Raw genomic sequence first — 13,112 nt, 5'->3', positions numbered from 1 at the left:
GTGAGATGTGAAGCGCTCGCCATGAGCCGGCCCATCCGATCCTATGCAAACCAGTGACCGCGCCCCGCCGCCACCCGTGCGGGGCTTCCAACATCTGCGCCATGGCCTCGCGGCTCGCATCAGCCGGATTGCCGTGCTGGCCGGACGCCATCCGCTGACCGTCGGTGCGCTGGGAACCCTGCTGTCGCTGGGCGCCGTGGGTCTCACGCTCGTCACGCTGGCGGCCGGCCGCCAGGACGCGATCGATCACGCGCGCGACACCTCGCGCAGCGTCATTTCCATTCTGAGCAGCGACGTCCAGCATAATTTCGAACTCGCGGATCTCTCGCTCCAGGCGGTCGCGGCCGGCTTGCGCGATCCGGTCGTGATGAATCTCGACCCCGGCATACGGCATAAAGTGCTGTTCGAGCGCACGGCAACGGCGCGCTATATCAGCGCGGTAACCGCCCTGGACGAAGATGGCAACGTCGTCGAGTACGGTGCAGGCACGCCGCCTCAGGCCAACTTTGCAGACCGCGATTATTTCTACGTCCACGAACAGAGCCGCGACCTCGGCCTCTATATCTCCAAGCCGTACCACTCGCGCCTGCGAAACCACGCAGGGTCGATCGCTCTCAGCCGCCGGATCGAGAAAGCGGATGGCTCGTTCGGCGGGATCGCCGCGGTTGCCATCGACCTCGACTATTTTCAACAGCTACTCGACAAACTCGACGTCGGCACGCACGGCATCGCCCTCATCCTCCGCAACGACGGAACCCTGGTGGCCCGCAGCCCGGCGCTCGACGGCCCGACGCAGTTTGTCGTGCTGCGCTCGCCGATGTTTCGCCGCATGCTCGAGGGAAAAAGCGGATCGTACGAAGCGGTGTCGCCCGTGGACGGCAGGACGCGGCTCTACACCTTCGCACGCATTCCCGGCACGACGCTGATCGCAGCGGTCGCCCCCGCAGAAGACGATATGCTCGCCGAGTGGAAGGGGCGCTCCGAGATCGTCGGTGCGTCAGCGTTGTTCGTGAGCGCGACCTTTGTGGTGGTGATCTGGCTGCTGGCGTTCGCCTTGCGCGACCGCACCGCGATGCAGTCGCGCCTCGAACACATGGCGCAGACCGATTCGCTGACCGGTCTCAACAACCGGCGCACGCTCGACAAGGCGCTGCTCACCGAATGGCAGCGCATGCAGCGAACCGGACGCGAACTGTCGGTGCTGTTCATCGACGCCGACCATTTCAAGAAGTACAACGACGAGCACGGTCACGCCGTCGGCGATCAGGCGCTCAAGCGTATCGCCGCCGGTCTCGAACGCCACCTGCGACGCCCCGGCGACCTGGTGGCGCGCTACGGCGGCGAAGAGTTCGTGGCCGTGTTGCCCGATACGGGCGAACGCGGGGCGCTTAACGTCGCGGAAGCGATTCGCCGCGAGATCGAGGTATGTCATCACGCCGAGGGGGTACGGCGCATTCCGGCGCTCACCGTGAGCATCGGCTGCGGCACGGCGGGCCAGGCGGGCGACGCCTCGCTCGACGCTTTCATGCGACGCACCGACGCCGCGTTATATGCGGCGAAAACCGCCGGCCGCAATCGTGTGGCGCCAGCCGCACCCGTCGATCTCTAAGTTGTGCGATACGCTGTTGGCGTACGCTTCTGCAAGGTTGTGTAAGTTACTTTCAGATTTCCGTAACCCTGCAGAAGGCGGCGTCGACTATCGTGTGGTTATGTTCGGCGCACTGTCGCGCCAACGCTGACCCGACGGGATCGACAACATGAAAAAGACCCTTCTGAGCGCGGCACTGGTTGCGCTCCTGACCGCCGCCACCTCGTCCGCCTTCGCACAGCAGGACGGCCCGCCCCGTTTGCCCGCGCAAGACCACGGCCAGCCGCCGCACGACGACCTCATGCCCCCGCACGGTCCCGGCTTCGCGGTCGTCAACGATCTCGAACAACTGCGCCGGCTGTACGCGATGACGGGCCACGAAAGCGACATCATCGCCGTCTACCACGACGTGCTGAACAAGACACAGGATCCGATGCTGCGGCACTTCGTTTATGACTCGCTCGCGCGCGAGCAACTGAAACCGTCGAACCCGGATCAGGCCATCGCGACGCTGCGCCTGAGCCTGGCCGAAGATGTGGCCGCGTCCAACCGCGTACCGCACGGCGACAGGCCGGGCGCCGATGCGCCGCCGGCACAGAATCAGCCGCAGTAGTTCCGGCGCTCGCGGACCAAGGTGCAATTCGTCCGACGGCACGCAGACCGTCGTATCATCTGCACCTTGGCCACCCACCGTCGAGCACCATGCCGTTTGCCGCGTCACCCCGTTTCGAAGCCGCTCTTCCCGTTCCGCGCCGCATTGGCCTACCGCTTTCGTGGGCTCACACCCGCGTCCTGACGCGCCTGTCCACCGCCGCGCTATGCATCGCGCTGGCCGCGTGCGCCACACCTCCGTCTTCGTCGTCCTCGCTGCCCGGGCAGCAGGCGCGCATCGATCCGGTCAGCGTGTTCCCGATGGACGCCTACGACCAGAACGTCGATCACTGGATCGATCCTGCTGGCGCAAACTACGATCAACCGTTTCTGAGCGCCGCAGACCAACGCACCCATTTTGAAGCGCTGCGTGCGCGTTACTTCGGCACCGCTGCGGACGATGCTTCGCCGTGGAACCGCGCTTACGTCGAGACGCGTGTGTACCGCAACGGCGGCGCCGATATCGCCGCGCTGCAGCGCCGCCGTCTTGCCTGGTTCGACAACACCGGCAAGGCCGCCGACGAGATCGGCTACGGCCAGAATTTCCGGCCACACACGCAGACGTGGATCGATGCGATTGCACAGAACATGGACGTCGGCCAGTTCGAGCGCGCGCCCACCTATGCCGCCGCGCACCGCGCCATTGCGACCGGCAACGTCCTGGTACGCGAACTGCCGACCATGGACCCGTCGTTCTACGACCGGCGCCTCGCCGGCGAGGGTTACCCGTTCGACAACCTGCAGGTCTCGGCAGCGCGCCCCGGCACGCCGCTCTACGTGCTGGGCAGCAGCGTCGACGGCGGCTGGTACTACGTGCAGACGCCGGATGTGCAGGGCTGGGTGCGCAGCGACAAGATTGCGCTGGTGAGCCCCGCGTTCGTCGACATCTGGCGCAGTGCGGCGCGCAATGGACTCACCGCGGTCATCGTGGCCTCGGCGCCCGTGCGCGACAGCCAGGGCGCATTCCGTTTCGACGCGCCCGCCGGCACCTTGCTGCCGGTCGCGCCCGGCGATAGCGCGGCCCAGCGCGTCGTGATGGTCCCCGCCCGCGACGAAAACGGCAATGCCGTGGCCCGCATCGCGCAACTCGGCGACACGCAAATCGCCGACGCGCCGCTCGCCGCCACGCCACGTCATCTGGCGATGCTGCTCAAGGCCCTGATCGGGCGACCATACGGTTGGGGCAATACCGGCTTCTATAACGACTGTTCGTCCGAAACGCAAAGCATCTTCGCTGCGTTCGGCATCTGGCTGCCGCGGCATTCGTCGACGCAGATGAGCGCCGGGCGCATGACCGATCTGTCTTCGTCCACGCCGGAACAACGCATCGACTACCTCACGAAACATGGCGTGCCGATGCGCACGCTGATCTATATCGGCGGTCACGTGATGCTGTATCTGGGCAACACCACGCGCGATCGTCAAGTGGTGCCGCTCGTCTATCAGGACGTGTGGGGCTTGCGTCCGGCGGACAACAGCCGGCGCGCGGTGATCGGCGGCTCGGTGATTTTCCCGCTGCTCGCGCATATCCCCGAAGACCCGAGCCTGCAATCGCTCGCCGCGACGCCGATTTTCCAGATCAGCATCATCGGCGCGCCGGCTGAAGGCACGCCCGTTCAACCCGACGACGACAATCCTGCCGGCTGAATCGCCGGGCCCTCAGCGGCTGCCAAGGCGGCCTGACCATGCCTGCCGCGTTGCGGGCATGCGAATTGCAGCATACGTCTCCAAGCGAGGGGCTCCGGCCCCTGTGACTATCCATCACATATATTCGGAGGCGTTATGTTGGGAACCATTCTTCTGATTGTCTTGATCCTGCTGCTTGTCGGCGCCTTCCCCGCATGGCCGCACAGCCGTTCCTGGGGCTACGCGCCGACGGGCACCATCGGGATTGTCGTCATCGTCGTGATCGTCCTGGTCGTCATGGGACAGATATAGGCTGAAGCGACGACGTAGCTCGCAGAACGCGGACCGCCAGTTTGACCGCATCGTTTGTAAAACTGGCGGTCAGCTTCCCCGTTTGCCACTCCCCCGCCCGTCTCATCCCGCCCCGCAGCTGGCGTCCAGCCACGCGTCAGTTCGACCTCAGCCCGGACCGTGCCTTCGGCGTGCAACGCCACCCACTCGCCGGCCCGTTTCGACGCGGCACGCTGCTTGCGGCCGAAACGCGTGAGCAGACGGACTTCCGTTTGTGTCGATGACCTAATTTCTGGAGGATCCGGAAATGAACAGCACTGCGAAGAAAACTAGTAGCCGCCGGGCGAATGTCTAGCAACTGATCAACGATTGATCCACGCCGGGGGGCGAAGCAACGACGCACGAGCGGCGCGGCGCGCCATTCGAATAACTAAACCACCACGGAGAAGCAATGAATCATCATGACGTGGAACTGGAACTCCTGCACCTTGAATACGTATTCGCCCATCTTTCGGCGACCCATACCGTCCCGCCCCTCAGCTATTGGCGCGGCCGGCTCAATGCGCTGCGCAAGATCCCGGTTGTGCCGCAGCAGCGAGACCGCATCAACCGGTTGGAGCATTTGCTCGGCGCACTTGAGGTCTCACGTCCATCGAGTCCAGACGCGACACCGCAAGAAGGCCCCGCGCGTGTCGCGATTCGCGCCCGTCGTTAGCTTCCGCGCGGATCCTCTTCGAGCCGCAGGCGGTCGAACGAGCGCAGCACGCTGCTGCCGGTCAGCGCCAGTTTCCAGTAACGCTCCTTGAGCGCACCGACCACGAACAGGTTATAGGGCAGCACAATCGCGCCGCGTCCCCAGTTGGGCCGCCACGTGCGCGCGATGCCCCGGCGCATGAACAGCGAGAGCGTCGGCACCCCCAGCGCGGACGCCAGGTGGCCGAGCCCGGAGTCGTTGCCGATAAACCAGCCGGACTCGGCGATCCACGCGGCCACATCCGCCAGCCGCTCGAACGAATGCAGCCGTTGCGCGGCATCTTTGTCCATCAGCCAGGTTTGCCGCTCGCAAGGCGCGACCAGCAAGGTGGGCTGGAAATCGCGTTGCACGAGCTTCTGCGCGAGCGCGACGAATTTTTTGCGCGGCCACATTTTCTCGATGTGACTGCCGGTCGGATGAATCGCCACGCGCCGCTCGTAAGCGCGAAAGCGAATCCAGTTCGGCACGGTGATGCCGTTGTGGCGCGTGATGTCGGCCAGACCGAACTCATCGCGAGCCACCGCGACGATCATGTCGATCATATGCCCGGGCACCTGGAAGGCGTCGAAGCCAACGATCTCGCAGACCTCGCCGCTCGCAGCAAGCGCCTTGCCGCACGGCGTTGCGCGCAACTGGATCACCAGCTCGAATTGCCCCGCGGCGGCCTGTTGTTCGCACTCGCTGCGTACGTCGATACCTGGAAACCAGTCGGCCAGATCCTTCACCACCCAACTGAACACGGTGAGCCGATAACCGTTCCTGATCAGGTTGTTCACCAGCACCATCATCAACAGCGTGTCGCCAATGGCCGTGGGCATCACCACAGCAATCGACGCGGCACCTTCGAGCTTCGCCTTCATCTTTCCTGCATCTCCGTTGAGCCCATCTGCGCCGGCTGCCCTGTCACGCGCAACCGCAGCGCACGAAACGCGTTCAGCACGCGTTCGACCGTAATGCTCTCGCGCCACCAGCGCTCTTTCAGACCTGCCGTCGGCACCCACCATGACGGCAAGACGATGTCGCCGGTCGTGAAACCCGGACGCCAGCGCTGCGCCACGCCGCGGCGGCGAAACAGCGTCAAGGTGGGGATGCCGAGCGACGACGCCAGATGTCCTACACCCGAGTCATTACCGATAAACCAGCCGGATTCGTAGAGCCATTCCGCCAGCAGCGCCGACGAGGCGAACGAACGCAGCGGCGGCAGTTCGCCGGCGAGCGTCTCCCAACGGGCAAGCTCGCGCGTTTCCACCACGAATTCAACCTGCAGGCCACCGGCTTGCAGACGGCGCGACAGTTCGAGAAAGCGCTGCGGCAACCAGCGCTTATCCGGCGTGCTGGCCTCGGGGTGAATCGCCACCCGTGAAGCGTGCTTGCGAAACCGCAAACCGGCAGGAGGACGCATGCCGTTCGACGTCACCGCGTCGTAAAGCTCGAAACGCGCTGCAGCAAAATCGGCGAAACGCTTCGCCATGCAATAAGGATTCTTCGCGTACTCAACTTCGTGCAAATCGATAAAACCCGCATGCCAGTCGCCGACCTGCGCGAGCGGCCGGTCACGATGCATCTGGATGACATGGAGATAGTTCGCCAGCACGCTACGGGCGCGGTCCGGCGCCAGAGCGGGCCCGATGCGCAGACGGGGAAACCACTCGGCAAGCGCGTGGGCGTGGTCGCCGAAGACGTCCACTTGCCAGCCTGCGAGCGAGAGATTGTGCGCAACGATCAACAGGTTCAGCGTATCGCCGAGGGCAGGCGACATGATGAACGCGGCGCGGCGCGCGGCGAGGTGAACGTCAGGTACGCCGCCCCCGATCGAATCGGTGCGATTCGCCTGTCGCGTCTGATCGTTCGCCATACACTCAATCCAGCCTAAGTAGATTCGACCGCATGTTGCCACACAATCGGTAGACGACGGATTTCGAAGTCTTGCCGCATATTTCGGTTGACGACCTGCGCGAGCGAACCGCGCAGCCGGGCTGCCCGGCGACCCGGCCGGTTTGATTTCGAAGCATTTCTTCGCGGCTTTCCGAACACTCCGCCGAGCCGCACACGGCGCGCGCGGCAGCGCCAGCGCCCAAGCCGTTCCGCCTCGCGAGCGCCCTTCGACGCCGGTTCTTTTGCGGGCAGCGCCGTGAAACTTTCGGTAAGAGTCGTGACAGCGCATCCGCTCGCGCTTCATGCACTATGCCGGTCAAATTGACCCATGGCGGTGCCCGCCCCTTCAATCATGCAAGTCGTCGTGTGCCTGACCTCGTTCAATCGTATCGATTGCGCGCGCATCTCCATGGAGATCATCAAGCTGAACTGGGCTCACAAATGGCCGGTGGTCCACGCCTGTTCGGATGCGGGCTATACGCGCTATATCGAGGACGCGCTGGTGAAACGCGAGCCTCGTCCGCTTACCGCCGGCGCCCTCGACCTGTTGGTGGCCTCCGTCAGTGCTGCCGTTTCGCGCTTCCACGCGGAGTACGTGATCCATCTCGAGGCGGACACCTGGGTCTTCGACCAGAAAGTCATCCAGCGGTATCTGGAACAGCTTGCAGAGAATCCCGCTGCGGTCATCGCCGCTTCCTCGTGGAGTACGGATTGCGTGCCGGCGTGGAAACGCTCGCCCTTGCTGGGACGGCGGCTGCGTGCCCGGCTCGCCGGTGTGCTCAGGCCGTTCGGTTCGAGCTATGGCGTTCGCGAGAAAAAGTCGCTTTCCACGCAGTTTTTCATCGCCAGGGCGACGCCCGAATTTCTGGAGATCCTGTCCGGCCTCCGCGTGAAAGACGACCATTTTCTCGAGAAAGTCCTGTATACGGCAGTGGTCGAACGCTTCGGGACGCGAGGCATCGTCAACATGCCCGAGCGCGAGCCGGTCCATCCGCGCTTTCGTCATGCCTGCGAGCCGCTTAGCCTGTTCTGTCAACATTGGCCGAGCGCCGAAGACGCACCTTCGGCGAAAACCCATCCGGACCTCACGCAAGACGATCGGCTGCGCGGGAAAAAGGAATGCCTGCAGGCGATGCCGTTAATGCGGCACGGTCCGTATATGGACAAACTGCTGAACAGCGACAATCTCGCTTATTACAACGGCAATGCCAAGCGGTCTGGGTAGGCTTGGCTTTGCGGTGCCAGAGAATCAGAAGCTGCTGTGAAACCCACGCTAGCGTGCCATCAACTATGCCCCGCCGCTGCAACGCCGTGCGGCTTGACGTACCAGTAGTCGATCACCCAGTCCGGGTCATGATAGGACTTCGGCAACGTAGACGGATAGGCGAGTGTCGACCGGTAGGCAATGCGCGAATTGGGCGCGTAAAACTCCGGAACCAGGTAGTACGAATTGACCAGCACGCGGTCAAGCGCGCGGGTGGCCGCTTCGAGATCGTCGAGCGTGGTCGCGGTTAGCGCGGCGTGAATCAGCGCGTCGACCACCTTGGAATGCACGCCAACGGTATTTTCCGAGCCTACCTCCGAGGCGGCGGCACTCCCGAAGCGGCGCAGCAGTTCGACGCCCGGCACGGTGACCGGCGGATAGCCTCCCGTGGTCATATCGAAGTCGAAGCTGTCGAGCCGTTGCTGATACAACGCACTGTCGACCTCGCGCAGATGCGCCTCGATACCGAGCATGTTGAGCGCCTGCATATACGGCAGCAGCAAACGGTCCATGCCGGGTTGGTCGTCGAGTACCTCGATGCTCATAGGCGTACCGTTCGCGTCGCGTAACGCACCGTCGCGGTAGTGCCAGCCCGCCTGGCCCAACAGATCGCGCGCTTCACGCAGATTGTTGCGCAGCGAATCCGGCGGCAGCGTCGACGGTTGTTTCAGCATCGGACCGAACACCTCGGGCGGCAGGCTCGCCCGGTACGGTTCGAGCAGTGCCAGCTCCTTTGTACCGGGCATGCCGGTGGCGCCAAACGAACCCGGATCGAAATAACTGTTCGAGCGCCGATACTGGTCATAGAACATCATCCGGTTCATCCAGTCGTAGTCGAATGCGAGGGTGAGCGCGTGGCGCACCCTCACGTCCTGAAACATCGGCCGGCGCAGATTCATCAGAAGGCCCCGCATATACGCGGGACCGTTGGCGAAGGTGCCTTTCTGCAGCAGACCATTACGGAAATTCTCGCCAATGTACCGGCGCGCCCAGATCGTCGCACTGCCTTCGATGTTGACGTCGATATTGCCCGCCTTGAATGCTTCAAGCAGTCCGAAGTTGTCGAAAAAGAGCTGAAACGAGATGCGCCCGAAGCGAAACATGCCGCGCCGCGCGGGCAGATCGGCAGCCCAGTAGTCAGGATTGCGCCGGTAGGCAATGTCCTTGTCGTTCTTGCGACGCTCGATCAGGTAGGGCCCGCTCGCGATTGGCGGCACGTTGGCAATCTGGTCGAACGGCGGACGCGTGCCATCGGGCCGCATGCCCCACTTCGGCGAGAACACCGGCAGATCGCCCGCGATCAACGGCGCGTCGCGTTCCGCGCGCTTGAAGTCGAAGCGGATCGTCGACGCATCGATCACGGTTGCGCTTTTGATGACCGAGAACTCGGAGTTATAGAGCGGCGAGGCTTGCGGGCTGGTGAGCGTATCGAACGAATACTTGACGTCCGCTGCCGTGATGCGATCGCCATTGGAAAAGCGCGCCGCGGGGTTGAGGTGGAAGGTCGCCGAAGCGAGGTCCGGTTGGACCTCGACATCGTCGGCGATCAGCGGGTATTCCGAGGCGAGCTCGTCCCAACTGCGCTGCATGAGCGTGTCGAACATCAGGTTGCGGATGTCCGGCGCCGGCGCGCCGCGCAGCAGGAAAGGATTCAGCGAATCGTAGCTTTGCAGTTCGTCGTAGTTGCCGAAGTTCAGCGTACCGTCGGCGGGGGCACCTGGGTTGGCGTAGTCGAAATGGGTGAAGCTCGCGGGATAACGCGGTTCGCCGAATTGAGCAAGCGAGGATGCGGCGTGAACGGGCATCGTGAACAAAGCCAGCGCAGCCACGGTCATGGTGTTGTGTAGTGCGACGCAAGCCAACCGTCTACTGAGATCCATCAGTCCCTTCCCTTGGCAATTGCTGCCAAGTTTAGCCGCCTTCTCCAGCAACCGGAATCCGACCAATATCTTAGGACTCTTCCGATGGGGGAGCATTAGCCCACAGGCGCCTCGGGCAGGAGTAGATAGGTGCAAAACCGCCAAGCCTCATGAGAGAATCGCGGCAAACCACAACCGAACGCTGACGATTGAGGCCCTGCCTCGCGTCGCGCACCCGCTGCCATGGTTCATCCTTCACCGCGCCAGTCGTCGTCCGAACGACCCGTGTCCGCACCCGACCCGCTGACCGTCGAGCAACAGGCGCTCCAACGCCGCCTCGAAGCCTACTCGCCCGATACACCCGGCGTCCCGATGCCGTACAGCCGACGCCTCGCCGAGCGTGAGGGCTGGTCGCATGCGCACGCCATGGCAGTCATCGCCGAATATAAGCGCTTTGCATATCTCGCGGTTTCGAGCGGGCATGTCGCGACGCCTTCGAAGGCTATCGACGCCGCATGGCATCTGCATCTCGAGTACACCCGCGAATACTGGGACGTTTTCTGCGTCGAGGTGCTCTGCGCGCCGCTGCACCATACACCGGGCAATGGTGCCCCTGACGAAGCCGCTGCTTATGCGCGGCTCTATGAGCAGACGCTCGACAGCTACCGGCGCGCATTCGGCAGCGAACCGCCCGCGACGATCTGGCCACGTCCGTCGACCAACCGCGTGCAGCACGAGACGGCACCAGGTAATGCACCCAGCCACGCGCGCGGCGAAGAAGGTCTGGCTCAACGTTTGAAGCGCCGCCGGACTGCCCTGCGTCCGCGCCGTGCACGCTTCGCATGGCTAGCCTGGCTGAGCGGCGCCGTCGCGACCTGCGCGTACGCGCAGGAGCTCAACGTGCTGAACTACGCCGGTCCACAGTTCCTGCAGTTCTATCTGCTGCTATGCGCCGGCGTGCTGCTGCTGATTTTCGCCATGCAGCGCATCACGTACCATCGGCATGCATGGGGCATCTGCCGCCATCAACCCGCCCCGCGCGAGTTGCCGCCTGACGAGGTGGCCTTCCTCGCAGGCGGCGCGGCACGAATGGCGCATGTCGCCACGCTAGCCCTGGTCGAGTCTGAAGCGATCCGTTTTACGCCGATTGCAAGCCGCCACCCCTACGTGACGGTCAAAGACTCATTCAAGGGCGGACGCTTCGTCGACGAATGCGAATGGTTGCGGCGCCGCAAGGACGGCCGGGCCAACTACACCACGTTCCGCGCGCGCCTGATGATGCGCGAAACAACGCTGAGCCGGGACCTTTGCGCCGAAGGTTGGCTATGGGCGCCCCACAGCATGCGCAAGCTGCGGTTCGCGGCCCACATGCTGGCTTTGCTGACACTAGGCACAGGCTGCGCGAAGACCATCGTCGGTTTGAACCGAGACCGGCCCATAACGTTCCTGGTCATGGCGATGGTGCTGTTCCTCGCCGCGTATCTATTGTTGACGGTACGTCTGCCAGGACTCGGAGGCAGAGGACTGACAAAGGCCGGACGCACGGCGCTCGACGCACAACGCGCGCGCTACGCAAACCGCGAGCCGGGACGCGACGCCCCGCTTTGGAAGCTGGCGTTCGCCGGCGTGGTCGCGCTCCAGGGCACCTCATGGTCGATCTATGCGAATGCGCTCGAAGAGCCCTCACCCGCGATAAGCAGCTCATCGCAGTTCGATGCCTCCACGGACTCGTCCAGTTCGAGTTCGAGCAATTGCAGTTCGAGCGGGTGTGGTGGATGTTCGAACTGAATCCGTGCTGACCGCTTAACGTCCAAGGCATTGACGAAGGCCGAAACGGCCTCATGTCAAAGCGTCGATGCGTCAAACGGCGCGCTGAACAGCTACGCATTTGATCTCGACGAGCAAACCCGGATGAGCCAGCTCCGAGACGCCAATACACGTCCACGCGCAGGCGCCGCGCGGGAACACACGGTTCTTGACCTCGCGGAACACGTCCATATGCTGGCTCATCGCTACGTGGTAAGTGGTCATCTCCACCACATCCTCAAAGGTGCAGCCGCCTGCGGCCAACACTTGCCGCAGGTTTTCCCAGCAAGCGGTGAACTGCGCCTCAGGATCATGGATGACTTCCAACTCTTGCGTCCGCCCTACTTGTCCGGCACAAAACAGGAGCTGACCGACCTTCACGGCAGGGGCATAACCCGCGCGCTCAACGAGCGCACGCATGGCTTCGGGCACAATGATTTCGCGGTCTGGCATGGGTTGGGCTTCTCTATGCGCTATACGTGGCAGGTGATTGGCAGGCGGGTAGCATTCTGGCACGAGTTCCGTTTGTATCGCGGACGAGCGACTGCGGCGATCTGACGCTCTCCTTCGAAATAATAGTTGCCATGCTAATCATCTTGCGCTTTAATACCTCCCATGTTCGATCATTGTCTCTACTTCAACTCCGTCGCGCTTGCCCGCCTGGTCGAGCGCGAGTGGACCGCCGTCTATGCCCGCTTTGGCCTGACGCCGGCGCAAGGGTTCGTGCTGCGCGTCGTGCTGGCGTCGCCGGGGAGTCTGAGCAGTCAGGTGGCGGATATCCTCGGCATCGCTCGCCCCACTGCCACGCGTCTGATCGACAATCTCTGCGACAAGAACCTGGTCGAGCGCCGTCAGGGCGAAGAGGACGCCAGGGAATGGGGCGTGTATCCCACCCGCTCGGGCAAGGCACTTGACCGGCCCATCAACGAGGCCAGTGCGGACATCGCCAAAGCGTTGCGCCGGAAAATTGGCCCTGACCTGTTCGAATCCACTGTGTCCGGCATGCAGAACGTGAGAAAGGCGCTGGATTAAGCTGCCCGCCTCATGCTGCCAATCGCGCGGCACAGATGGTTGTCTTGCTAATCGAATTGGGAATCGGAAAATGGACAAGCTTGCGACACAAGGCATGCCCGCCTGCGAGGCAGCGCAACGGTATGCGCTCAAAGCCAAAGAACGACTGCATTGGGTGGTCGGCATCGTGATTACGCTAGTGGTGCTTGCGCTGTTTGCGATGGCTGTCGCGTTTGCGCCGTCCAGCGTCCGTGCCAACACGTCCCTTTGCCTTAAGCAGGTCGCGAACGATGAGCACGTTAGCCTCGAAGCGTTCTTTCAGAGCCCGGCAGAACAGGATGCGTTCGCAGAGGCCATCTCCGCTTGCTCACGCTAGGCGAGGATGGC

13 protein-coding genes are annotated in these 13,112 nt (G+C 63.4%); 9 read left to right on the top strand and 4 right to left on the bottom strand.

Translation table 11 applies throughout. The features are described from left to right. The first annotated feature begins 76 nt into the window (after window positions 1-76). From P3T42_RS18800 to P3T42_RS18780, 5 genes are all read left to right on the top strand, one after another. Window positions 77-1,609, top strand: a complete 1,533-nt coding sequence (locus P3T42_RS18800; RefSeq protein ID WP_429306883.1) for a sensor domain-containing diguanylate cyclase — start codon at window positions 77-79, stop codon at window positions 1,607-1,609. A gap of 148 nt (window positions 1,610-1,757) precedes the next feature. Then, the gene (locus P3T42_RS18795; RefSeq protein ID WP_429306882.1) at window positions 1,758-2,201 is read left to right on the top strand and encodes a hypothetical protein; all 444 of its coding nucleotides are present in this window, start codon (window positions 1,758-1,760) and stop codon (window positions 2,199-2,201) included. Between the two features lie 89 nt (window positions 2,202-2,290). After that, on the top strand, window positions 2,291-3,886 hold the full coding sequence (locus tag P3T42_RS18790; protein ID WP_429306881.1) for an SH3 domain-containing protein: 1,596 nt from the start codon (window positions 2,291-2,293) through the stop codon (window positions 3,884-3,886). A 135-nt stretch (window positions 3,887-4,021) separates the two neighbouring features. After that, window positions 4,022-4,177 (top strand): DUF3309 family protein, encoded by a 156-nt coding sequence (locus P3T42_RS18785; protein WP_074296188.1) that lies wholly within the window; start codon window positions 4,022-4,024, stop codon window positions 4,175-4,177. A 430-nt stretch (window positions 4,178-4,607) separates the two neighbouring features. After that, entirely contained in the window at window positions 4,608-4,871 is a 264-nt protein-coding gene (locus P3T42_RS18780) for a hypothetical protein (protein WP_074296189.1), read from the top strand. Here P3T42_RS18780 and P3T42_RS18775 read toward each other — a convergent pair. Next, window positions 4,868-5,770 carry a glycosyltransferase family 9 protein gene (locus P3T42_RS18775; protein WP_429306880.1) on the bottom strand — a complete coding sequence of 301 codons (903 nt, stop codon included), beginning with the start codon at window positions 5,768-5,770 and terminating at the stop codon, window positions 4,868-4,870. The genes P3T42_RS18780 and P3T42_RS18775 overlap by 4 nt on opposite strands. After that, window positions 5,767-6,765: a glycosyltransferase family 9 protein gene (locus P3T42_RS18770; RefSeq protein WP_429306879.1), complete on the bottom strand. Its 999-nt coding sequence runs from the start codon at window positions 6,763-6,765 to the stop codon at window positions 5,767-5,769. Before P3T42_RS18770 ends, P3T42_RS18775 begins: the two co-directional genes overlap by 4 nt. 372 nt (window positions 6,766-7,137) lie before the next feature. On the opposite strand from P3T42_RS18770, the gene P3T42_RS18765 reads away from it, so the two are divergent. After that, window positions 7,138-8,010, top strand: coding sequence for a hypothetical protein (locus tag P3T42_RS18765; RefSeq protein ID WP_429306878.1), 873 nt, complete (start codon window positions 7,138-7,140; stop codon window positions 8,008-8,010). A gap of 59 nt (window positions 8,011-8,069) precedes the next feature. Here the strand turns inward: P3T42_RS18765 and P3T42_RS18760 are convergent, their stop codons facing one another. Next, the gene (locus P3T42_RS18760) at window positions 8,070-9,929 is read right to left on the bottom strand and encodes an extracellular solute-binding protein (RefSeq protein ID WP_429306877.1); all 1,860 of its coding nucleotides are present in this window, start codon (window positions 9,927-9,929) and stop codon (window positions 8,070-8,072) included. A gap of 264 nt (window positions 9,930-10,193) precedes the next feature. On the opposite strand from P3T42_RS18760, the gene P3T42_RS18755 reads away from it, so the two are divergent. Beyond that, window positions 10,194-11,696: a TIGR04222 domain-containing membrane protein gene (locus P3T42_RS18755; protein WP_253190070.1), complete on the top strand. Its 1,503-nt coding sequence runs from the start codon at window positions 10,194-10,196 to the stop codon at window positions 11,694-11,696. Window positions 11,697-11,768: 72 nt separating this feature from the next. Here the strand turns inward: P3T42_RS18755 and P3T42_RS18750 are convergent, their stop codons facing one another. Further along, the gene (locus P3T42_RS18750) at window positions 11,769-12,167 is read right to left on the bottom strand and encodes a RidA family protein (protein ID WP_074296193.1); all 399 of its coding nucleotides are present in this window, start codon (window positions 12,165-12,167) and stop codon (window positions 11,769-11,771) included. 162 nt (window positions 12,168-12,329) lie between these two features. On the opposite strand from P3T42_RS18750, the gene P3T42_RS18745 reads away from it, so the two are divergent. Beyond that, window positions 12,330-12,746 carry a MarR family winged helix-turn-helix transcriptional regulator gene (locus tag P3T42_RS18745; protein WP_074296194.1) on the top strand — a complete coding sequence of 139 codons (417 nt, stop codon included), beginning with the start codon at window positions 12,330-12,332 and terminating at the stop codon, window positions 12,744-12,746. Window positions 12,747-12,816: 70 nt separating this feature from the next. Next, window positions 12,817-13,101, top strand: a complete 285-nt coding sequence (locus tag P3T42_RS18740; RefSeq protein WP_074296195.1) for a hypothetical protein — start codon at window positions 12,817-12,819, stop codon at window positions 13,099-13,101. Window positions 13,102-13,112 lie beyond the last annotated feature (11 nt).

The organism is Paraburkholderia sp. GAS38 (assembly GCF_050434965.1).
GTDB classification, from domain to species: Bacteria; Pseudomonadota; Gammaproteobacteria; order Burkholderiales; family Burkholderiaceae; genus Paraburkholderia; species Paraburkholderia phenazinium_A.
The sequence above is the reverse complement of the archived record's forward strand: the minus strand, read 5'-3'. Positions and strand labels throughout refer to the sequence as shown.

Coding starts and splice junctions, on each gene's coding strand:
- P3T42_RS18795 (WP_429306882.1), top strand. CDS start 1,758: ATGAAAAAGACCCTTCTGAGCGCGGCACTGGTTGCGCTCCTGACCGCC.
- P3T42_RS18790 (WP_429306881.1), top strand. CDS start 2,291: ATGCCGTTTGCCGCGTCACCCCGTTTCGAAGCCGCTCTTCCCGTTCCG.
- P3T42_RS18785 (WP_074296188.1), top strand. CDS start 4,022: ATGTTGGGAACCATTCTTCTGATTGTCTTGATCCTGCTGCTTGTCGGC.
- P3T42_RS18780 (WP_074296189.1), top strand. CDS start 4,608: ATGAATCATCATGACGTGGAACTGGAACTCCTGCACCTTGAATACGTA.
- P3T42_RS18775 (WP_429306880.1), bottom strand. CDS start 5,770: ATGAAGGCGAAGCTCGAAGGTGCCGCGTCGATTGCTGTGGTGATGCCC.
- P3T42_RS18770 (WP_429306879.1), bottom strand. CDS start 6,765: ATGGCGAACGATCAGACGCGACAGGCGAATCGCACCGATTCGATCGGG.
- P3T42_RS18765 (WP_429306878.1), top strand. CDS start 7,138: ATGCAAGTCGTCGTGTGCCTGACCTCGTTCAATCGTATCGATTGCGCG.
- P3T42_RS18760 (WP_429306877.1), bottom strand. CDS start 9,929: ATGGATCTCAGTAGACGGTTGGCTTGCGTCGCACTACACAACACCATG.
- P3T42_RS18750 (WP_074296193.1), bottom strand. CDS start 12,167: ATGCCAGACCGCGAAATCATTGTGCCCGAAGCCATGCGTGCGCTCGTT.
- P3T42_RS18745 (WP_074296194.1), top strand. CDS start 12,330: ATGTTCGATCATTGTCTCTACTTCAACTCCGTCGCGCTTGCCCGCCTG.
- P3T42_RS18740 (WP_074296195.1), top strand. CDS start 12,817: ATGGACAAGCTTGCGACACAAGGCATGCCCGCCTGCGAGGCAGCGCAA.